We start from the raw sequence: 20,751 nt of genomic DNA, 5'->3' as shown, positions 1-20,751 counted from the left end.
AAAAAACCGGCAGCCAAAAGGGCAAGCCGGTTTCTTTTATTTCGACTGATTCGGCATGAGACACAAGATCAATCCGTGAAAAGGGCGAATGAACGGAAAGAAGAGGAGAGAGCTTGCCACATTAAACAGCAGGCTGAAATGCGCAATCTGCTGGGCAGGAGAGCTTGTGAGAAGGGCGACAACCTCTGTGATCAGGGCGAGAAACGGCAGGCATAAAAGAACCCCAAGCACATTAAACACGACGTGTGCATAAGCCGTTTGACGTGCTGCGTAGCCGCCGGATATCGCAGCCATCACAGCCGTAATACATGTCCCAATATTGGACCCCAACACAAAGCTGATACCTTCCTGAAGTGCCACAGTTCCCTCATTCATAAATCCCATTAAAATACCGATACAGACTGAGCTCGAATGAACTATTGCTGTGAAAATGGTACCCGAAAGCAGCGCTGTCCAGTCTGAATGCTGCATTATTTCAAGAAAACGCAATGTCTCAGGCTGGCTTGTCATCATCCCTGCAATTTTTGAAAAGCCTTGTATGCAAAAAAAGATCATCCCGAGCCCAAATAAACTTTTTCCTGCATGTCTAAAAGATGTCCTGCCAAAAAGGATAAATACAAGACCGGCTATGATCAAAACCCACATGAACACGTCCATTTTAATGGCGATAAATTCTGTCGTAAACGTGGAGCCGATATTGGTTCCAAGAATCATTGGGATCGATTTTTTAAAAGAGAGAATGCCAGTACTGACAAAGCCAATGACGATAACCATAAACGCCGAACTGCTTTGTAGAACCCCTGTAAACACAATGCTGACCAAGAATGCTTTGACCGGGTGATCTGTAAAGAGAAGAAGTGATTTCTCAATACGAGACGACGCAAGCGCCATTAATCCTTTTCTCAGCAAGCCCATTGACCATAAAAAAATGAAAATAAGTGCACAAAAATAAATGATCGCCATCATAGAAAAGTCCTCCTCTTACCAATGAATATATGGACTTGTCTACCTGCTCATGACGAAAATATATTTCCAAATCACTTAGTTGACCTCACACTAGGCTTATATTATAATGTCTAGGTACATGTTTTGCATGTATATCTTTTTTTAATGCAGTCGATTGGTGTATTCGGAGGGAGGGAAAGAGAATGTCAAAAACGGTCGTTAGAAAAAACGAATCGCTTGAAGATGCTCTTCGTCGCTTTAAACGCAGTGTATCCAAAACTGGAACATTGCAAGAAGCAAGAAAGCGTGAATTTTATGAAAAGCCTAGCGTAAAGCGCAAGAAAAAGTCTGAAGCTGCTAGAAAACGTAAATTCTAAAGAGGGTGGATTTTATGAGTCTTCTTGAGCAATTAAATTCTGATATGAAGCTTATGATGAAAAACCGTGAGAAAGACAAGCTTGTTGTCATTCGTATGGTAAAGGCTTCGCTGCAAAATGAAGCAATTAAGCTTAAGAAAGACAGTTTGACCGGCGATGAGGAACTAACCGTCCTTTCCCGCGAGATTAAGCAACGTAAAGACTCCCTCCATGAATTTTCGAAAGCTAATCGCTTAGATTTAGTAGATAAAGTTCAAAAAGAGATTGACATATTAGACGTTTATTTACCTGAACAGCTTTCTGAAGAAGAACTGCAAACGATCGTGAAAGAAACGATTACTGAAACAGGTGCTTCCTCGAAGGCTGATATGGGTAAAGTCATGAGCGCTATTATGCCAAAAGTAAAAGGTAAAGCTGATGGAGCTGTCATTAACAGACTTGTCAGCGAGCAGCTGTCTCAATAAAAAAAGTATCCTTCTATTGTTAGAAGGGTACTTTTTTTATGCCCTCGTGATTCTGTCATATAAAAATGAAACCTATGATACATTTGTAACGTATGTAAAGGAACGGTAAAATGGAAGAAAGAGAGGAGGGATCACCAAATAGATGAAAAAAATAAAAATTTCTATTGCTCTCTTCAGTTGTTTTATAATATGCTTGTTATTAGGGGTTCAATTGACCGCGAAATCAGCAGATCAGAAAGTTCATGTTATCCCAATTGAAGATACAGTAGAAAAAGGACTTTCTAAATTCATTGAACGATCGTTTGAGCAGGCAAAGTCGGAGCGGGCGAAGCATATTATTCTCGACATCAATACACCAGGTGGTGCAGTCGATGCAGCGCTTGAGATCGCAGATACGATTCGTGCTTCTGATATCCCAGTGACAGCGTTTGTCAATCATAGAGCGCTTTCAGCCGGGGCCTTCATCGCGCTAAATGCCGATCAAATTTATATGACCCCGAATGGAAAGATGGGGGCTGCTGCGATCATCGATGGAGAAGGCAATGCTGCCGATCAAAAATCTGAATCTCTATGGCTTGCTGAAATGAGTGATGCTGCCGAAAAGCAGGGGCGTGATCCAAAGTATGCTCTTGCCATGGCGGATATAGATATAGACGCAAAAGAAGCCGGTGCACCAAAAGGAGAATTGCTCACCTTCAACACAGACCGGGCGCTGCAATTCGGTTATGCAGAAGGAGAAGCAAAAAATATGGATGACTTGCTTCAGAAGCTGAAATTAAAAGATGCTTCTGTTCAATACGATGAAGTGAGCTTTGCTGAAAAGGTTGCGCGTTTTCTTACGCACCCAATTGTCATTCCAATCCTTTTATCCATTGCAAGTTTAGGGTTAGTTGTTGAGCTCTATTCTCCTGGCTTTGGGGTCCCGGGCACCATGGGAGTGACAGCGCTTCTTCTATTCTTTTATGGTCATCTCGTGGCAGGTTTTGCAGGATATGAGACGTTGTTCCTGTTTTTAGCAGGGATTGCACTCATCATTCTGGAATTGTTTTTGCCAGGGGGAATCGTAGGTGTCATTGGACTGATCTGTGTCGTTGTCAGCTTATTTTTAGCAGCTGGAAGCTTTACAGAAATGGCGATTTCCATCTTGATTGCCACTGCTGTTTCAATCATAGCAGTTATTTTATTGACAAAGGTGTTGGGGAAACGTATGAAATTCTTTAAAAAGTTCATTTTAACCGATTCAACCAATAAGGAAAGCGGTTATGTCTCAAATGAAACAAGAGAGGATCTTGTTGGGCAAATCGCAGTGACAGCCACTGCACTTCGTCCATCTGGTACAATCGTACTCGGAGATGAGCGCATTGATGTGGTGTCAGAAGGTGCATTTATCGATAAAGATGAACAAGTAAAAATTGTGAAAGCGGAAGGCTCACGCATTGTCGTGAGGAAAGTATAGATATACTGATTTTAGAGGAGGAATAAAATGGATCCATCTACTTTACTATTATTTGTGATTATCGCAGCAGGTTTGATTGTTCTATCGATCTTTTTCACCTTTGTACCGGTGATGCTGTGGATTTCTGCCCTAGCGGCTGGCGTAAAAGTGAGCATTTTTACACTTGTCGGAATGAGACTGCGCCGAGTGATTCCAAACCGAGTGGTCAACCCGCTCATCAAAGCACATAAAGCAGGTCTTGATGTGACGATTAACCAGCTGGAGAGCCACTATCTTGCAGGTGGTAACGTGGACAGAGTTGTGAACGCATTAATTGCAGCTCAACGCGCGAATATCGAATTGAACTTTGCCCGCTGTGCAGCCATCGACCTAGCAGGCCGTGATGTACTAGAAGCAGTTCAAATGAGTGTAAACCCTAAAGTTATTGAAACACCATTTATCTCTGGTGTTGCGATGGACGGGATTGAGGTCAAAGCAAAAGCACGTATTACAGTTCGTGCAAACATCGACCGACTTGTCGGTGGTGCAGGGGAAGAAACAATTATTGCCCGTGTAGGTGAAGGGATTGTCTCTACAATCGGTTCATCAGATAATCATAAAAAGGTTCTTGAGAATCCTGATATGATTTCTCAAACGGTTCTTGGTAAAGGATTAGATTCAGGTACTGCATTTGAAATTCTCTCGATTGATATCGCAGATGTTGATATCGGTAAGAACATCGGGGCAATTCTGCAAACAGACCAAGCAGAAGCAGACAAAAACATTGCACAGGCGAAAGCAGAAGAACGCCGCGCAATGGCTGTTGCACAAGAACAAGAGATGCGTGCGAAAGTTGAAGAAATGCGCGCGAAAGTCGTTGAAGCAGAGGCTGAAGTACCACTTGCAATGGCTGAAGCATTACGTGAAGGCAATATTGGTGTCATGGACTACATGAACATTAAGAATATCGATGCTGATACGGATATGAGAGATTCATTTGGCAAAATGACAAAAGGTCCATCTGATAATGAAAACAAATAAGCATCCTCTCACGCTTTAAGGAGGGAGCCCATTGGACATTTTATTTGAAAATCCGCTACTAATTGCGATTATCATCGGTATCATCTCTGCCGTCTTTGGGAAGATCGGCAAACAAGAGGAGAACGAAGAGCAGAATCAGCAAAAGAAGCCCGCTCCTCAGCGTAAGCAGGTGCCCCAAAAGCAAACAAAGCAAACAAGTCCAGATCCAGTCGTGACCGATCAGCTGGACGATTTCGGCGATGTACATGATCATGGCGGGATGAAGAAAAAAACTTCTCAGTCCTTACAAGATCGCTATACGGCTACACTTGCCGAAATGGAAGAAAGAAAAAACGAGCTGAACAAAGAGTTCCAATCGCTTGAAAGAGAGCTGACAAGGCCAAAGGCTGCATCTGCTGAAATGAGGCCAAAATTCATTGAGAAGCTGAACCAAGATACAATTGTTCAAGGAATGATCCTTGGAGAAGTATTTGGAGAGCCGCGCGCGAAAAAGCCGCACAGAACGATGAAACGGCCATATAAAAGATAAAGAAGAAAGCCCCCTTTTTCATAAAGGGGGCTTTTTTTGCCTGATGACGATTTTTCTTAAAGAAAATGCTGAAAAGGCTATTTTACGGGATTCATTAGCATGATATGAACCCCTGAGGAATAGGATGATATAGAGGCTTTCTCATCAGTCTCACCATCTTTCAGTTTGATCTCATACACATGAGGTGGGAAGGGGTTCTTATTGAATGGGAAAAAGAAAAAATCGACTTAAAGCATGGCTGACAAGAACACTTGAAATCCCTCCAGACGTGATGATGGATCTTCCCCGTATTACGATGGTTGGCAGACTCCACATTTACATAGAGAACCATAAAGGGCTTTTGCTTTTCAGTGATCAAGAGGTAAGGCTGATGCTCAAACAGGGACAGTGCATTATTTCAGGGAAAGATTTTGTGATTAAAACGATTTTGCCAGAAGAGATTTTATTGGAAGGGAAAATCGATGAGGTCCGTTATATTGATTCTTAACTGACGGAGGGGAGAAGCGTGAAGAATAAATGGTTCGCCTATTTTATTGGCAGAGTGGAAGTGGAGATCAAAGGAAATGGCATTGAGCGGCTCATTAATGAGTGCACGAGGCAGGGGATCACAATGTTTCAAGTGAGCCGCCGTCAAGACAGCGTGCGCTTATTTATTCGCTTATCAGATGTACATGCCTTCAGAAAGGTACGCAGACATCATGACGTGACATGTTCATTTCATCAAAAAAAGGGCTTTCCATTTCTACTCCTATGGTCAAGGAAGAATATCGGATTTACCCTTGGGATTGTATGCTTTCTAGTGACGATATTGGCACTTTCAAACATGGTATGGAAAATTGATATTAAAGGAGCCAATCCAGAAACTGAACATCAAATGAGAAAGCATTTAGACGACATCGGGGTGCAAAAAGGACGTTTTCAGTTTCTAATGGGAACACCTGAAAAAATTCAAAAATCCCTGACAACCAATATTCCAAGCATCACATGGGTCGGTGTAGAACTAAACGGCACAACCTTTCAAATGAAAGTTGTAGAAAAAAATGAACCTGAAAAAGAGAAATACACGAGTCCTCAGCATATCGTTGCCAAGAAAAAGGCGGTCATCACGAGAATGTATGTAGAAAAAGGGGAGCCGCTCGCCGCGGTTGATGAACATGTAAAGAAAGGACAGATGCTTGTCTCTGGACTCATTGGCAGCGAAGATCAGCAAAAAACGGTAGGAGCCAAAGCGAAAATCTATGGTGAAACGTGGTATCGTTCTGAAGTTTCTGTCCCTCTTCGAACATCTTTTGACGTCTTTACGGGTAAAATGAAGACAAAGCACAAGCTCTCCGCATTTGGAGGCTCACTGCCATTTTGGGGCTTTTCTTTTAAAAAGGATGATTTTAAGCAGCCAAAAACAGAAACAGAAGTTCATCCGCTTCATTTTTTAAACATGCAGCTCCCATTCTCTTATGAAAAGGAAATTACACGCGAAAGTGAGAAAATAAATCGAGAATACACAAATAAAGAAGCGGTTCAAGCAGGGATTAAAATGGGTAAAAAAGAATTAGAAGAGAAGCTAGGTCAAACAGGAGAGGTGAAAAGTGAAAAAGTTTTGCACGAGACAACAGGGAATGGTAAAGTTAAGTTAATCATCCTTTACCAAGTAATAGAAGATATTGTTCAACCAACACCTATTGTTCAGGGAGACTAGAGAATGACAGAACATTTACTTGAGATTCAACAAAAATTGGATAGCCCAAACGAAGCGATTGCTTTATTTGGCAATCAAGATGCTTATCTGAAACTAATGGAAAACGAGCTGAACGTCTCCATTATTACGCGTGGAGAAAAAGTGTATGTTTCTGGTGAGGAAGCATCAAGAGATACAGTAAGCCGTTTGATCACATCTCTTTTACATCTCATCCGTAAAGGAATTGAGATATCTGAACGGGATGTCGTTTATGCCATTAAAATGGCGCAAAAAAACAAGCTGAATTATTTTGAAAATATGTATGAAGATGAAATTACGAAAAATGCCAAAGGAAAATCGATCAGGGTGAAAACAATCGGCCAGCGGGAATATGCTGCGGCGATGAAAAAAGATGACCTGGTCTTTGGAATTGGACCCGCTGGTACAGGGAAGACGTATTTGGCAGTCGTCAATGCGGTCCATTCACTGAAAAATGGACATGTAAAACGGATTATCCTGACAAGACCAGCTGTTGAAGCAGGAGAGAGCCTTGGCTTTTTACCAGGTGATCTAAAGGAAAAAGTAGATCCTTATTTAAGACCACTATATGATGCCCTGCATGATGTGCTTGGCAGTGATCATACGGAACGTTTAATCGAGCGCGGCGTGATTGAAATAGCGCCCCTTGCCTATATGAGAGGCCGGACGCTTGATGATGCATTTGTGATTTTAGATGAAGCGCAGAATACAACACCTGCCCAAATGAAAATGTTTTTGACGAGACTTGGGTTTGGCTCTAAAATGGTCATTACAGGAGATATTACACAGATCGATCTGCCAAAGGGCATGCAGTCAGGTCTTGCGGCTGCAAAGGACATGCTTGCAGAGATCAAGGGCATCTCATTTATTGAATTAGACCAGACAGATGTGGTCAGACACCCGCTTGTGGCGAAGATCATTGGCGCATACGAAAAGCAAAAATGAACTGAGTGACCCGATCGTCTTCATCGGGTCATTTTGTTTCGATCGTGGTTTAAAGTAAAAAAGGAGGTACTTTCCTTGAGAAAGAATCAAAAAGGCAGTAAGCGCAAAAGAATGCTGTCTAAAAAAGAACCTCAGAAAATGGAGCGCTCACGTTATTTAAATGTTTTGCTGTACGCTGGTTTAGCAGCCATTTTATTCGTGGTGCTCTTCTTCCATGTAAAGCCTGAATCGCTCGACTTAGATTTATTTTCAGTGAGCGAACAGACCATCTATTCTCCGTCAACCGTTGATGATCAAGAAGCGACAGAAGAAAAGAAACAAGAAGCAACAGATCAGGTAGAAGATCAATATACGCTCAAAAAAGCGTATTCTGATAATCGCGTAGACCTCATCTCATCCCTCTTTGAAGCCATTAAAGAAGAGAAGAAAGCAGCTGATGATAAAGAGAACGCGCCATCAGATCAAGAAATGGTCAAGCGTGTCAAAGAAAAGCTCACAACAGATATGCAGGAGGCTGTTTCGGATCAATCCATCAAAGCACTGCTCCAGGCAAGTGATGAAAATCTCTCATTTACTAAGGATTCCATCATCACAGTGGTGAATTCACTGATGAGTAAAGAAATCACAGCAGCGAAATTACAAGATGAGAAAAAACAAGTCAAAACAGAGCTTAAAAACAATTCAATTCCATCAAAATACTTAAATGCAGCGACAGAAATCGGTGAATTTGCGATCATTCCAAACTATGTATTTGACCCAGTGGCAACAGAAAAGAAAAGACAGGAAGCGGCTGATAATATTCAGCCTGTGCAAATTAAGCAGGGGCAAATCTTAGTTGAAGAAGGAGAGCTCATCGACCGGGAAGTTTATCGCAAATTAGAACTGACGGGTCTGTTAAACAGCTCAAATTTATTTAAGCCTGTAAGTGGTCTTCTCATATTAATTGGACTTTTTTTAGCAGCGATTATTCATTCCCTTGAATCGAGGAAAAAATCGCTTGTCCATAAGAATAAGTCATTACTGCTTTACTCGCTTATTTTCACGATTATATTAATTATCATGGAAGTGTTCAGCCTCTTCCAGGAAACGAAGTATACGACGATAGGCTATGTCGTGCCAGTGGCACTTGGCACGATGCTGATCAAGCTGCTCATTAATGAGCGGTTAGCGATCTTCTCCGGCCTTGTATTTGCTCTTTGCGGCAGTATGATGTTTAATCAAGGAGTAACCGGCGTCTTTAACTATGTGATCTGCGCTTATTATCTTGTGAGCGGGATGGCTGGTATTTTATTTTTAAGAAAACATAATGCAAGATCAAAAATATTGCAGGCCGGGCTTTTGGTGGCTTTGGTGAATGTACTTGTGGTTTTATCTATTACACTGATCCAAAACTCTTCACCATCAGGGCTTGAAATCGGTGTGAACCTCATGATGGCGATTGTGTCAGGGTTTGCATCATCTATCTTGGTCATTGGGTTAATGCCTGTTTTTGAGAGCATGTTTGGTATTCTTTCCACAATGAAACTGATTGAATTATCCAATCCAAATCATCCGCTGCTCAAAAAGATTTTAACCGAGACACCAGGTACATATCATCATAGTGTCATGGTGGCGAATTTAGCGGATGCTGCATGTGAAGCAGTCGGCGCAAATGGTCTTTTAGCAAGGGTCGGCGCTTATTATCATGACATTGGGAAAACGAAAAGACCGCAATACTTTATCGAAAACCAAATGAACATTGATAATCCGCATGACAAGCTTTCTCCTCAGCTGAGTAAAAATATTATTATTGCCCATACGACAGATGGCGCTGATATGCTGAGAGAAAAGAAGTTTCCTGAAGAACTTGTCGACATTGCCGAACAGCATCACGGGAAGTCTCTTTTAAAGTTCTTTTACTATAAGGCGAAAGAGCGTGATGATCAGGTGACAGAAGAAGAATTCCGTTACCCTGGTCCAAAGCCGCAGTCAAAAGAAGCAGCGATTATTTCTGTGGCTGACAGCGTTGAAGCGGCGGTTCGTTCCATGCATAATCCAAATCCAGAGCGGATTGAAAAGCTTGTCAAAGGCATTATTTCAGATAAAATGCAGGACGGGCAATTTAGTGAGTGTGACCTCACATTTAAAGAATTAAATATTATCAGCCAAACGATTTGTACAACATTAAAGGGGATTTTCCATTCTCGGATTGAATATCCAGATGCCCCGAAGCAGAAGGTGAAGTAAATGACATTGTTAATCGATTTAATAGATGAAACAGGACAAGTATCAAAAGAGCAGCTTGAAGAAGTGGAAAAGCTTCTTCAGTTTGCTGCGGACGAACTTGAGGTCAAGGATCAAGCGGAAGTATCAGTGACGATCGTTTCGAATGAAGAGATTCATCAAATCAATAAAGAATACCGCGGAAAAGACGCACCAACGGATGTGATCTCCTTTGCACTTGAGGAAGAAGGAGAAGGGGAGATTGAAATCATAGGAGCGGATGATATCCCGCCTGTACTTGGTGACATTATCATTAGTGTGGATCGAACGAAAGAGCAGGCAGAGGAATATGGACATTCCTTTATGAGAGAGCTTGGATTCTTAACGATTCATGGCTTCCTCCATTTGCTCGGGTACGATCATATGACAGAGGAAGATGAAAAAGAAATGTTCGCCAAACAGACAAAAATCTTGGATGATTATGGCCTTTCGAGATCATCGTAAGAAAAGAAGGCCGCTCGCCCGTTTTTTTCGGAGTTTTTACTATGCATTTAGAGGAATATGGCGAACTTTCTTGAATGAACGGAATTTTCGATTTCACACAGTCGCAGCCATCATCGTGGTGATCTGCGGCTTTTGGTTCCGCATTGACCCATTTGAATGGCTGATCGTTCTTCTTCTTTGCGGGGGGATGTTTGCGCTTGAACTTGTCAATACAGCCATTGAACATACAGTGGATCTGATGACAGAAGAAAGACACCCGCTTGCAGAGAGAGCGAAGGACGCTGCGGCAGGCGCTGTTTGCGTTTACGCCGCGATTTCGGTTATGATTGGGTTGATCATCTTCTTACCGAAGATCATGCAATAGAACAATATTACTATTTATTAACATTTTTAGAAATGGGCGTGAAAATGTCACGTGAATTATGTAAAATATAAATGTGACAGTGGTACCATTTCTTCTGAAAGTGGGAACTAGGAATGAACAAACAAGAGTTGATTTCAGAAGCAATCAAAGCAAGAGATTTTGCATATGTACCCTATTCTAAATTCAAAGTCGGTGCAGCATTACTGTCGAATGATGGAAAAGTGTATGGCGGCTGCAACATTGAAAATGCAGCATATGGTATGTGTAATTGTGCGGAAAGAACAGCACTTTTTAAAGCCTATTCAGAAGGCATTACATCTTTTCAAATGTTAGCAGTGGTGGCTGATACAGACCGGCCTGTTTCGCCGTGCGGCGCATGCAGACAGGTCATTTCAGAGCTATGTGCACCTGATATGCCAGTGATTCTAACGAACTTAAAAGGACATATATACGAAACAACAGTAAACGAACTATTGCCAGGCGCATTTTCACCGGAGGATTTAAATGACTAACGAAAGCTTCAAATCAGGATTTGTATCAATTATTGGAAGACCAAATGTAGGGAAATCAACTTTTCTTAATCGTGTCATTGGACAAAAGATCGCCATCATGAGCGATAAGCCCCAAACGACGCGAAACAAAGTGCAAGGTGTTCTGACAACAAACACATCACAAACGATCTTTATCGATACACCGGGGATTCATAAACCTAAGCATAAGCTTGGTGATTTTATGATGAGGGTGGCTCAAAATACACTGAAGGAAGTCGACCTGATCTTGTTTATGATCAACGCACAGGAAGGCTATGGCAAAGGTGATGAATTCATCATTGAACGACTAAAGCAAACGTCTACACCGGTGTTCCTAGTCGTCAATAAAATTGACCAAATTCATCCCGATGAACTGTTCCTTTTAATTGATGAATACCGCACACGTTATCCATTCAAGGAAATTGTGCCCATTTCAGCTCTTGAAGGAAACAATATCGACACGCTTCTTCAGCAGATTGAAGGTTATCTTCCAGAGGGCCCTCAATTTTATCCGGCAGATCAAGTAACAGATCATCCAGAACGGTTTATTATTTCTGAATTAATTCGTGAAAAAGTGCTGCATTTAACGAGAGAAGAGATTCCGCACAGTATTGCGGTTGCGATTGAATCGATTAAGCCAGATGAAAATGGCAAGATCCATGTCGCGGCGACCATTGTCGTAGAACGAGATTCGCAAAAAGGGATCGTCATTGGTAAACGAGGCAGCTTGTTAAAAGAAGTGGGACAAAAAGCGCGCAGAGACATTGAAGCACTTCTAGGCTCAAAAGTGTATTTAGAGCTTTGGGTCAAAGTTCAGAAGGACTGGCGTAATAAATCCACTCACCTGCGTGACTTCGGATTTAGAGAAGACGAATATTAAAAAATCGCTGCATTTGTCAGCAAATCTGACAATGGTGCGGCTCGATTAGTAAAAATTGTTTATCATGAAATGGAGGTAGCCTGGTCAAGATAAAATTAATATGTTGGATGTAGCGTTGCTGCTTCTAATAAAGAAAGGTGGGGTTTTTATGTTGAATTTTACATGGAACGTATTTTCACAAACAGGAAGCGTTGACACGTATCTGCTTTTCAAAGAGTTAGAAAAGGAGAACCTGGAAAGACCCGATGTACTTGAAGAAGAAATAGCACGATTTGATTTTCCAATCTTATAATTCTTGACCCCCTCCAGCGCTCGGAGTGTAGACAAATGCTCATTAAAAGTGAAGGAATCGTCCTTAGAACAACAGATTATGGCGAAACAAACAAAATTGTCACGCTGCTCACTAGAGAACATGGAAAAATTGGCGTGATGGCCAGAGGCGCTAAAAAATCAAACAGCCGCCTGTCAGCCATAAGCCAGCCGTTTTTATACGGCGCCTTTCTCATCCAATCATCAACAGGACTTGGAACGCTCCAGCAAGGCGAAATGATTGAAAGTATGCGGGCCATTCGGGAAGACTTATTTCTGACCGCATATGCCGCATATATGACGGAATTAATGGATAAAGGGACAGAAGAAAAAAAGCCAAACCCTTATTTGTTTGAGCTTCTGCTTCAATCTCTGCGTCATCTCAACGAAGGCACAGATGCTGATATTATTTTATTTATCGTAGAGGTCAAAATGTTATCAGTGATGGGGATGAAGCCTGAACTTGATCAATGTGTCCACTGTGGTCAAAAAGAAGGGCAGTTCCATTTCTCGATAAGAGATAACGGCTTCATTTGCCAAAATTGTTTTTCGAAAGATCCATATAAACTGCCCTTATCCCCCGCAGCTGCAAGGCTGCTCCGTTTGTTTCATTATTTTGATTTATCAAGGCTTGGTCAGGTTGATGTGAAACAGCAGACGAAACAAGAAATTCGTCAAGTGCTTGATCACTACTATGACGAATATTCCGGCCTCTATTTAAAATCAAAAAAATTCATGAATCAGATGGAATCCATGAAAAAGCTAATGGGTGACGAAAACAAAAGTTGACATCTCCCATGACTTTTTGTAAGATCATCTAAGATAAAATATGTTGCATTGACAGAAAGAAGTACTTACGTAAAATCCATAAAAGCGACCTTAGGGCGGTGTGAGCTAAGGATGGAGGCGTAACGAAAGGCATTCTTGAGCAACGTAAAACAAAGCGGCTGGGTGCTACGACACCAGCAAATAGGGTGGAACCGCGGGAAAAAACTCTCGTCCCTATGTTTGCAAGAACCTTGCGAGCATAGAGACGGGAGTTTTTGTGTTCTCTTACAAGGTTCTAATCCCACCCGCCATACATAGCGGTTGGTCTAGAAAAGATGGAGGTGCGATCATTGAATATTCAAGACATGATTTTGACGCTGCAAAAGCATTGGTCAAATGAAGGCTGCGTATTAATGCAGGCGTATGACACAGAAAAAGGTGCCGGAACGATGAGTCCATACACGTTCCTTAGAAGCATTGGCCCAGAGCCGTGGAAGGTAGCATATGTAGAGCCTTCAAGACGCCCGGCTGATGGCAGATATGGAGAAAACCCAAATAGATTGTATCAGCATCACCAATTTCAAGTGATCATTAAGCCATCACCTGACAATATTCAAGAGCTATATCTTGAATCATTGAAGGCACTTGGCATTGACCCGCTGAAACATGATATTCGTTTTGTGGAAGACAACTGGGAAAATCCATCTCTTGGCTGTGCAGGACTTGGCTGGGAAGTATGGCTTGATGGCATGGAAATTACGCAGTTCACTTATTTCCAACAAGTCGGCGGCTTAGAATGTAAGCCCGTTTCTGTTGAAATCACATACGGTATTGAACGTCTTGCTTCTTACATCCAGGACAAAGAAAATGTCTTCGATCTTGAATGGACAGACGGATTTACGGTCAGAGATTTATTCTTAATGGCTGAATACGAGCACTCTGTTTATACATTTGAAACATCTAATACTGACATGCTGTTCGAGCTATTTACAACCTATGAGAAAGAAGCACATAGCCAAATGGACAAAGGGCTTGTTCACCCGGCATACGACTATGTCCTCAAATGCTCTCATACGTTTAACCTGCTCGATGCAAAGGGTGCTATTTCTGTGACTGAGCGAACTGGCTATATCGGAAGAGTGCGTCAGTTAGCAAGAAAAGTAGCCAAAACCTATTATGAAGAACGCGAAAAACTGGGATTCCCGATGCTAAAAGAGGAGGCGGCTTCTCATGAATAAACAAGATGTATTACTTGAAATCGGCTTAGAAGAGATGCCGGCTCGTTTCATGCCAGAGAGCACAAAACAGCTGGGTGAAAAAGTAAAAGCATGGTTTGAAACGCAAAATATTTCATTTGAAGAGACTGCTTTATTCAACTCACCTAGACGTCTTGCTGTACTTGTGAAAGGTGTCGCAGAAAAACAAGAAGACATCAAAGAAGAAGCAAAAGGCCCGGCTAAAAAAATTGCCCAAGATGCTGAAGGCAATTGGACAAAAGCAGCTGAAGGCTTTGCCAGAGGACAAGGTGCTTCAACAGATGATCTCTATTTCAAAGAGATCAAAGGAGTGGATTATGTCCATGTCCAAAAGTTTCAAGAAGGAAAGCAAGTCAAAGACCTTCTGCCAGCGTTAGGTGAAATCGCTGCTTCATTAAGCTTTCCAAAGAACATGAGATGGGGAAGCGAGGATTTACGCTATATCCGTCCGATTAAATGGATTGTTTGTTTATTTGGAGAAGAGATTGTACCTGTTGAAATTGCTGGGGTGAAAAGCGGCCGTGAGACTAGAGGACACCGTTTCCTTGGAACGACAGCCAGCATTGACACACCTGCTTCCTATGAACAAACATTGCGCGATCAATTTGTGATTGCAGACTCAGAGAAAAGAAAACAATTCATTACTGAACAGCTAGATGCGCTATCTACAGAAAAAGGCTGGGTCATTCCTGTTGATCCTGAACTTTTAGAAGAAGTGAACGACCTTGTAGAATATCCAACTGTGCTGTCTGGTTCCTTTGAAGAAGAGTTTCTTGCATTGCCGGAAGAAGTATTGGTGACGACAATGAAAGAGCATCAGCGCTACTTCCCTGTGAAAAATGAGCAAGGGGAATTATTGCCGCACTTTATTACAGTCAGAAATGGAAACAGTGAGGCGCTGGAAAATGTCGCAAGAGGGAACGAAAAAGTACTTCGTGCGCGTTTATCAGACGCTGCATTCTTCTATAAAGAAGACGAAAAACTAGTGATTGAAGACAATATTAAAAAGCTTGATAAAGTGGTATTCCATGAGAAACTTGGAACAATCGGCGACAAGCTGAAGAGAGTGACAGACATTGCAACTCGTCTAGCGGCGCATGTCGGAGCAGATGACGAAACCACTAAACGTGTGGCGAGAGCAGCAAGTATTTCGAAGTTTGACCTTGTGACTCAAATGGTCTATGAATTCCCAGAATTACAAGGAATCATGGGTGAGAAATATGCAAGAGCTCTTGGTGAACATGAAGAAGTAGCAAGAAGCATCAACGAGCACTATATGCCGCGCTTTGCTGGTGACGAGGCGCCATCCACTTTGATTGGTGCCATTGTGGCAGTAGCAGATAAGCTTGATTCTATTTGTTCATTCTTCTCAATTGATGTGATCCCAACGGGTTCTCAAGACCCTTATGGACTTAGAAGACAAGCGAGCGGTATCGTTCAAATCCTGCTCGACCGTCATTGGAATATTTCATTTAAAGAGCTGTTAGCACTTGCTCAAGTAAAGGCAGAACATGAAGCTGCTCTGATTGAATTTTTAACGCATCGTTTAAAATATGTTCTTCAAGCAGAGCATATCCGCCATGATGTTGTTGATGCAGTGCTGGATGTTGAAAATATTGAGCCATATGCAGTCGTCAAAAAAGCAGCTGTTCTTGAAGAGAGTGTGAAACAAGAAAGCTTCAAAGAAACGGCTGAAGCATTGGGTCGCGTCATTTCAATCAGTAAAAAAGGGGAAGACGCAGAGATTCAGCCTGAACTGTTTGAAAATGAACATGAGCAAAAGCTGTTTGAGGCGTATCAGCAAGTAGAGAAAGCTGTAAAGGAACATGTAGCAGCAGGGCAATACAGCTTGGCACTTGAGGCACTTGATACGTTAAAAACACCGATTGTTCATTATTTCGATCATACAATGGTTCATGCGGATGATGAGAAACTGAAGCGAAATCGTTTGGCACAAATGGTCAAACTAGCCAAAGTCATTCAATCATTTGCGAATATGAACAATTTAATTGTAAAATAAATACCTAAGAACGGTTGCCTTTTCCGAAGGGCAATCGTTTTTTACTCATTTAATTCACGGTTTTTGAGTGGATTTTTGTTTCATTCGGACAAAGATGCGCTATAATATGATGAGTTATGAAAATGATATACATAAAATAAAGATTTCGCTCTCTCTATTTAAAGGTGGTGAGTACAATCGAGTTAAATAAACGGCAAGAGCAGATTTTACAGATTGTCAAAGAGAATGGTCCGATCACTGGAGAGCATATCGCCGATCGGCTGAACTTAACAAGGGCGACCCTCAGACCGGATTTAGCCATTTTAACAATGTCAGGCTTTTTAGAAGCAAGACCAAGGGTCGGCTACTTTTTCACAGGAAAAACAGGCACGCAGCTTCTCGCAGATAAGCTGAAAAAACTTCAAGTGAAAGACTTTCAATCCATTCCAGTGGTGATACATGAGAATGTTTCGGTTTATGATGCGATTTGTACGATGTTTTTAGAGGATGTGGGCACATTATTCGTTGTGGACGATCACTCTATTTTAACAGGCGTGTTATCAAGAAAAGACCTCCTTCGTGCAAGTATAGGGAAACAGGAGCTTCCATCTATCCCTGTCCATATTATTATGACAAGAATGCCGAACATCACCGTTTGCCGCAAGGAAGATTTCATTATGGATGTGGCGAAGCACTTGATTGAAAAGCAAATAGATGCACTTCCTGTGATAAAAGATACGGATAAAGGTTTTGAAGTGGTCGGAAGAATTACGAAAACAAACATGACGAAAATACTTGTCAGCTTATCGGAGAACGAAATAATCTAATGACAGAAGACTGCGAGGGGATGTTATGAGTAATCGCGTAATTTTTGTGGTATCAGATTCAGTTGGAGAAACGGCAGAGCTCGTGGTCAAAGCGGCACTTAGCCAATTTGATGGCGGCTCATCAGACCATTCAAATATTAGAAGAATCCCGTATGTAGAGGATGTTGGTACGATTAAAGAAGTCATTTCACTGGCGAAAGCAGATAATGGGATCGTCTGCTTTACTCTTGTTGTGCCAGAAATGCGCCAATTCTTAATCGAGGAAGCAGAAGCCAACGGTGTCGTTTATTATGACATCATCGGTCCGCTCATTGATAAAATGGAGACGGCATATGGAAATGAAGCGAAACATGAGCCGGGTCGTGTACGTCAATTAGATGAGGACTATTTTAAAAAGGTAGAAGCCATCGAGTTCGCTGTGAAATACGATGACGGCAGAGACCCTAGAGGTATTCTAAAGGCTGATATTGTACTCATTGGTGTATCACGCACGTCTAAGACACCATTATCTCAATATTTGGCACATAAACGGCTGAAGGTAGCGAACGTTCCAATTGTACCTGAAGTTGATCCGCCAGAAGAGTTATTTTCAGTTGATCCGAAGAAATGTATCGGTTTGAAAATTAGTCCAGACAAACTAAATCATATTCGCAAAGAGCGTTTGAAATCTCTTGGTTTAAATGATCGCGCTATTTATGCGAACATTGAGCGGATTAAAGAGGAACTAGAGTATTTTGAAAAAGTGGTTGACCGCATTAACTGTCAAGTCGTTGATGTATCGAATAAAGCAGTTGAGGAAACGGCAAATGTCATTCATCAAATGCTGACCAAAAGAGGTTCCGAATAAACTCAGGATGCTCCTCCTGGGTTTTTCCTATGGTGGGAAACGGGTAAACAAAAACAATGGCATATTTGCTGCATTTGTATTATAATAAAAAATTGTGATAAAATGATTGATTTTAGGTTTAAGTTAAGTCAAGAACGAATAAACTAATATTGGCAGAAGTCAAGTGATTCTGAACATAACTTTTCGACAAAATGAGTTTTACTGTTGATTGCTTTATAGGGGAAAAGTATGGTCTTTTTGCTTCTCTAAAGCAGGAATAAGGTGGAGGGATGGAGAATTAGTCACCTGAATGAACGTAAAAAAGAGAGGACGATTTATGTCGATGCAGATGCTTGTCCTGTAAAAGACGAAATCCTTTCTGTCGCATCTCAATTTCAAGTACCAGTGACGTTCATTGCTTCATATGAGCATTTTCAAACCAAAAGATCTCCACTTGAAGATTGGCGGTTTGTAGATACACATAAGGAAGCAGCGGATTTAGTCATTGCAAACTCAGCTGCCGCACATGATATTGTCGTCACCCAAGATATTGGTCTTGCCTCCTTACTGCTTCCGAGACAGGTCATTGTTCTGTCTGAAAGAGGACGAATGTACACAAACGAAACAATTGATTTTGATTTGGAACGCAGGCATGTTTCCAGCAAACAGCGAAGAAAAGGTGTATACGGAAAAGGTCCCAAAAAGCTTTTAGAAGAGGATAAGAAGCGATTTATGGCGCAACTACAAAAAATCCTGTCGAATCATGAAGGATTTTTAAATTAAAAGGCGAATAATGTACGACGGAGTGTTATTAGGATGAGCAAACGTATACCAGATGAACTTTTGGAGCAGATCCAAAAAAACGCAGACATTGTCGAAGTGATTGGAGAATACGTACAGCTTAGAAAGCAAGGTCGAAATTACTTCGGTCTTTGTCCATTCCATGGTGAAAATACTCCTTCATTCTCTGTTTCAGCAGATAAGCAAATCTTCCATTGTTTTGGCTGTGGTGCAGGAGGCAATGTGTTTTCGTTCCTCAGACAAATGGAAGGCTACTCATTTATTGAAGCCGTTTCACATGTGGCTGATAAGTACCATATTGATCTGCCTGATCAGGTGGCGAATGCTCAGATGAGTTCCTCTCAGCAAGAGGACACTGCAGATCATAAAATGATTGAGGCCCATGAGCTTCTTAAGAAATTTTACCACCATTTGCTGGTAAATACAAAGGAAGGTCAAAACGCACTCGATTATTTACGGTCCAGAGGCTTTACGGATGAAACAATTGCCAAGTTTGAGATCGGGTATGCTCTTGATTCTTGGGATTTCGTGACCAAGTTTTTAGAAAAACGAGGATTTGATCCTGTGATGATGGAGAAGGCTGGTCTTTTGATTCAACGTGAAAACGGCACAGGCTTTTTTGACCGCTTTAGAGATCGTGTCATGTTTCCTATTCATGATCATCATGGAACGGTCATCGCTTTTTCCGGAAGATCGCTTGGTGATCAGCAGCCTAAATATATGAATAGTCCTGAAACGCCGCTTTTTCATAAAAGTAAGCTGCTTTATCACTTTCACGACGCACGTATGCATATTCGCAAACGCGAACGGGCGGTTCTTTTTGAAGGATTTGCAGACGTCATCTCAGCTGTTACATCAGGTGTCGGTGAAAGTGTTGCAACAATGGGTACGTCTCTTACAGAAGAGCACGTAAAGCTTCTCAGGCGGAACGTAGAAGAGATCATCCTTTGCTATGACTCTGATACGGCCGGATACGAAGCGACCATGAAAGCATCAGATTTGCTTGGAAAAAGAGGATGTAAAGTTCGCGTTGCCATGATACCAGATGGACTTGATCCAGATGATTACATTCGTAAATATGGCGGCGAGAAATTTAGGAATGACATCATAGATGCAAGTGTGACATTAATGACGTTTAAGATGAATTTTTTCCGAAGAGGAAAAAACTTATCAGACGAAGGAGACCGTCTTACTTATATGAAGCAGGTTCTCCGAGAAATCAGCCGGTTAAACGGCTCTTTGGAGCAAGAGATTTACATGAAACAGCTTGCTGGGGAGTTTTCGATCTCACTTGATTCATTAAAAGAACAACTGGAGCTGTTTGAAAAACAGCAGCGGCAAGAAACCAAAAGCACGCAGGAAGAAAACGGGCTTGAAAAACGGCGTGCACATCTGTCAACACAAGTGAGAAGAAAGCGTCTGCGGCCGGCATATGAAAATGCAGAGCGAATGCTGCTTGCTCATATGTTAAAAAGCGATGACGTGATCCGCAAAGTACTTGACAGAATCGGGATTGAATTTAATATAGATTCGCACAGGGCGCTGGCAACGTACATTTATGCCTTGTATGAAGAAGGCAAAGAACCAACGCCGCAGCACCTGATGAACCGGATAGAAGATGATGTCATGAATCAGCTGTTGACGGATATATTGATGATTCAAGTCGGAGACGAACTAAGTGAAGCTGAATTAAGTGATTATGTAAAAAAAGTGTTGAATCATCGGAATTTGTCAATGATAAAGGAAAAAGAACTAGAACGTGCAGAAGCGGAGAGGCAAAAAGATTTCTTCAAAGCGGCAACACTTGCAAAAGAAATTATTCAGTTGAACCGTTCGCTGAAGTAATACGTCTATTATTAATGACAGGACTTACGGCTGGCAATGAATCCTTTACGGGAGGAGCATAAGACCGCAAGCATCTTGCCTTCATCATTATTTATTTTATTTCCTATTTGCTTCGTCATCTGTTTGATAGAGAGAGAAAAGCAGGGCGGAAGTAAATCGCAAGTTACTTTAGAATTCGTTGCAAGCTTTG

22 protein-coding genes are annotated in these 20,751 nt (G+C 41.7%); 21 read left to right on the top strand and 1 reads right to left on the bottom strand.

From position 1 onward, the window contains the following. Positions 1 to 36: 36 nt before the first annotated feature. Positions 37 to 966, bottom strand: coding sequence for a Na/Pi symporter (locus tag NSQ76_RS12605; RefSeq protein WP_341054089.1), 930 nt, complete (start codon positions 964 to 966; stop codon positions 37 to 39). A 182-nt stretch (positions 967 to 1,148) separates the two neighbouring features. Here NSQ76_RS12605 and rpsU point away from each other — a divergent pair, with 182 nt between their 5' ends. The 21 genes from rpsU (at position 1,149) to dnaG (ending at position 20,561) form a co-directional block, all read left to right on the top strand. Next, on the top strand, positions 1,149 to 1,322 hold the full coding sequence (gene rpsU, locus NSQ76_RS12600; protein ID WP_003152957.1) for a 30S ribosomal protein S21: 174 nt from the start codon (positions 1,149 to 1,151) through the stop codon (positions 1,320 to 1,322). A 14-nt stretch (positions 1,323 to 1,336) separates the two neighbouring features. Then, entirely contained in the window at positions 1,337 to 1,786 is a 450-nt protein-coding gene (locus tag NSQ76_RS12595; protein WP_024423028.1) for a GatB/YqeY domain-containing protein, read from the top strand. A gap of 142 nt (positions 1,787 to 1,928) precedes the next feature. Further along, positions 1,929 to 3,242 carry an NfeD family protein gene (locus tag NSQ76_RS12590; RefSeq protein WP_041106925.1) on the top strand — a complete coding sequence of 438 codons (1,314 nt, stop codon included), beginning with the start codon at positions 1,929 to 1,931 and terminating at the stop codon, positions 3,240 to 3,242. Positions 3,243 to 3,269: 27 nt separating this feature from the next. Next, a complete protein-coding gene (floA, locus tag NSQ76_RS12585; RefSeq protein WP_024423026.1) occupies positions 3,270 to 4,262 on the top strand; it encodes a flotillin-like protein FloA in 993 nt (330 codons plus the stop codon). 31 nt (positions 4,263 to 4,293) lie between these two features. Continuing rightward, entirely contained in the window at positions 4,294 to 4,791 is a 498-nt protein-coding gene (locus NSQ76_RS12580) for a hypothetical protein (RefSeq protein ID WP_024427958.1), read from the top strand. A 205-nt stretch (positions 4,792 to 4,996) separates the two neighbouring features. Further along, positions 4,997 to 5,278 (top strand): sporulation protein YqfC, encoded by a 282-nt coding sequence (gene yqfC / locus NSQ76_RS12575; RefSeq protein WP_012010618.1) that lies wholly within the window; start codon positions 4,997 to 4,999, stop codon positions 5,276 to 5,278. An 18-nt stretch (positions 5,279 to 5,296) separates the two neighbouring features. Next, entirely contained in the window at positions 5,297 to 6,487 is a 1,191-nt protein-coding gene (gene yqfD / locus NSQ76_RS12570; RefSeq protein ID WP_024427959.1) for a sporulation protein YqfD, read from the top strand. A gap of 3 nt (positions 6,488 to 6,490) precedes the next feature. After that, complete coding sequence (locus NSQ76_RS12565; protein ID WP_024423023.1) at positions 6,491 to 7,450, top strand: PhoH family protein; 960 nt, start codon at positions 6,491 to 6,493, stop codon at positions 7,448 to 7,450. 114 nt (positions 7,451 to 7,564) lie between these two features. Continuing rightward, a complete protein-coding gene (locus tag NSQ76_RS12560; RefSeq protein ID WP_370880885.1) occupies positions 7,565 to 9,676 on the top strand; it encodes an HD family phosphohydrolase in 2,112 nt (703 codons plus the stop codon). After that, positions 9,677 to 10,156: an rRNA maturation RNase YbeY gene (gene ybeY / locus NSQ76_RS12555; RefSeq protein ID WP_024423021.1), complete on the top strand. Its 480-nt coding sequence runs from the start codon at positions 9,677 to 9,679 to the stop codon at positions 10,154 to 10,156. Beyond that, a complete protein-coding gene (locus tag NSQ76_RS12550) occupies positions 10,134 to 10,520 on the top strand; it encodes a diacylglycerol kinase family protein (RefSeq protein ID WP_024423020.1) in 387 nt (128 codons plus the stop codon). The genes ybeY and NSQ76_RS12550 overlap by 23 nt, the downstream gene beginning before the upstream one ends. Positions 10,521 to 10,633: 113 nt before the next feature. Continuing rightward, a complete protein-coding gene (locus tag NSQ76_RS12545) occupies positions 10,634 to 11,032 on the top strand; it encodes a cytidine deaminase (protein ID WP_008356263.1) in 399 nt (132 codons plus the stop codon). Continuing rightward, complete coding sequence (gene era, locus NSQ76_RS12540) at positions 11,025 to 11,930, top strand: GTPase Era (RefSeq protein ID WP_007501305.1); 906 nt, start codon at positions 11,025 to 11,027, stop codon at positions 11,928 to 11,930. The genes NSQ76_RS12545 and era overlap by 8 nt, the downstream gene beginning before the upstream one ends. Before the next feature lie 148 nt (positions 11,931 to 12,078). After that, on the top strand, positions 12,079 to 12,222 hold the full coding sequence (locus NSQ76_RS12535) for a YqzL family protein (protein WP_003217288.1): 144 nt from the start codon (positions 12,079 to 12,081) through the stop codon (positions 12,220 to 12,222). 35 nt (positions 12,223 to 12,257) lie between these two features. Beyond that, positions 12,258 to 13,028 carry a DNA repair protein RecO gene (recO, locus tag NSQ76_RS12530; RefSeq protein WP_024427960.1) on the top strand — a complete coding sequence of 257 codons (771 nt, stop codon included), beginning with the start codon at positions 12,258 to 12,260 and terminating at the stop codon, positions 13,026 to 13,028. Between the two features lie 329 nt (positions 13,029 to 13,357). After that, positions 13,358 to 14,245, top strand: coding sequence for a glycine--tRNA ligase subunit alpha (gene glyQ, locus NSQ76_RS12525; RefSeq protein WP_012010611.1), 888 nt, complete (start codon positions 13,358 to 13,360; stop codon positions 14,243 to 14,245). After that, on the top strand, positions 14,238 to 16,283 hold the full coding sequence (gene glyS / locus NSQ76_RS12520; protein ID WP_252049591.1) for a glycine--tRNA ligase subunit beta: 2,046 nt from the start codon (positions 14,238 to 14,240) through the stop codon (positions 16,281 to 16,283). Before glyQ ends, glyS begins: the two co-directional genes overlap by 8 nt. Positions 16,284 to 16,450: 167 nt before the next feature. Beyond that, on the top strand, positions 16,451 to 17,089 hold the full coding sequence (locus NSQ76_RS12515) for a helix-turn-helix transcriptional regulator (protein WP_024423017.1): 639 nt from the start codon (positions 16,451 to 16,453) through the stop codon (positions 17,087 to 17,089). Positions 17,090 to 17,114: 25 nt separating this feature from the next. Further along, positions 17,115 to 17,936: a pyruvate, water dikinase regulatory protein gene (locus NSQ76_RS12510; RefSeq protein ID WP_008342399.1), complete on the top strand. Its 822-nt coding sequence runs from the start codon at positions 17,115 to 17,117 to the stop codon at positions 17,934 to 17,936. A gap of 261 nt (positions 17,937 to 18,197) precedes the next feature. Continuing rightward, a complete protein-coding gene (locus tag NSQ76_RS12505; RefSeq protein ID WP_024423016.1) occupies positions 18,198 to 18,698 on the top strand; it encodes a YaiI/YqxD family protein in 501 nt (166 codons plus the stop codon). Positions 18,699 to 18,731: 33 nt separating this feature from the next. Beyond that, positions 18,732 to 20,561, top strand: coding sequence for a DNA primase (dnaG, locus tag NSQ76_RS12500; RefSeq protein ID WP_024423015.1), 1,830 nt, complete (start codon positions 18,732 to 18,734; stop codon positions 20,559 to 20,561). Positions 20,562 to 20,751 lie beyond the last annotated feature (190 nt).

The organism is Bacillus sp. FSL M8-0256 (assembly GCF_038005765.1).
In the GTDB taxonomy this organism is placed as follows: Bacteria; Bacillota; Bacilli; order Bacillales; family Bacillaceae; genus Bacillus; species Bacillus safensis.
Note: the sequence above shows the minus strand (reverse complement) of the source record. Positions and strands in the feature narration are given on the sequence as shown.

What these genes read in the sequence shown, in the direction of transcription:
- NSQ76_RS12605 (WP_341054089.1), bottom strand. Translation starts at nt 966, where the DNA reads ATGATGGCGATCATTTATTTTTGTGCACTTATTTTCATTTTTTTATGG.
- rpsU (WP_003152957.1), top strand. Translation starts at nt 1,149, where the DNA reads ATGTCAAAAACGGTCGTTAGAAAAAACGAATCGCTTGAAGATGCTCTT.
- NSQ76_RS12595 (WP_024423028.1), top strand. Translation starts at nt 1,337, where the DNA reads ATGAGTCTTCTTGAGCAATTAAATTCTGATATGAAGCTTATGATGAAA.
- NSQ76_RS12590 (WP_041106925.1), top strand. Translation starts at nt 1,929, where the DNA reads ATGAAAAAAATAAAAATTTCTATTGCTCTCTTCAGTTGTTTTATAATA.
- floA (WP_024423026.1), top strand. Translation starts at nt 3,270, where the DNA reads ATGGATCCATCTACTTTACTATTATTTGTGATTATCGCAGCAGGTTTG.
- yqfC (WP_012010618.1), top strand. Translation starts at nt 4,997, where the DNA reads ATGGGAAAAAGAAAAAATCGACTTAAAGCATGGCTGACAAGAACACTT.
- NSQ76_RS12565 (WP_024423023.1), top strand. Translation starts at nt 6,491, where the DNA reads ATGACAGAACATTTACTTGAGATTCAACAAAAATTGGATAGCCCAAAC.
- ybeY (WP_024423021.1), top strand. Translation starts at nt 9,677, where the DNA reads ATGACATTGTTAATCGATTTAATAGATGAAACAGGACAAGTATCAAAA.
- NSQ76_RS12550 (WP_024423020.1), top strand. Translation starts at nt 10,134, where the DNA reads ATGGCCTTTCGAGATCATCGTAAGAAAAGAAGGCCGCTCGCCCGTTTT.
- NSQ76_RS12545 (WP_008356263.1), top strand. Translation starts at nt 10,634, where the DNA reads ATGAACAAACAAGAGTTGATTTCAGAAGCAATCAAAGCAAGAGATTTT.
- era (WP_007501305.1), top strand. Translation starts at nt 11,025, where the DNA reads ATGACTAACGAAAGCTTCAAATCAGGATTTGTATCAATTATTGGAAGA.
- NSQ76_RS12535 (WP_003217288.1), top strand. Translation starts at nt 12,079, where the DNA reads ATGTTGAATTTTACATGGAACGTATTTTCACAAACAGGAAGCGTTGAC.
- recO (WP_024427960.1), top strand. Translation starts at nt 12,258, where the DNA reads ATGCTCATTAAAAGTGAAGGAATCGTCCTTAGAACAACAGATTATGGC.
- glyS (WP_252049591.1), top strand. Translation starts at nt 14,238, where the DNA reads ATGAATAAACAAGATGTATTACTTGAAATCGGCTTAGAAGAGATGCCG.
- NSQ76_RS12510 (WP_008342399.1), top strand. Translation starts at nt 17,115, where the DNA reads ATGAGTAATCGCGTAATTTTTGTGGTATCAGATTCAGTTGGAGAAACG.
- dnaG (WP_024423015.1), top strand. Translation starts at nt 18,732, where the DNA reads ATGAGCAAACGTATACCAGATGAACTTTTGGAGCAGATCCAAAAAAAC.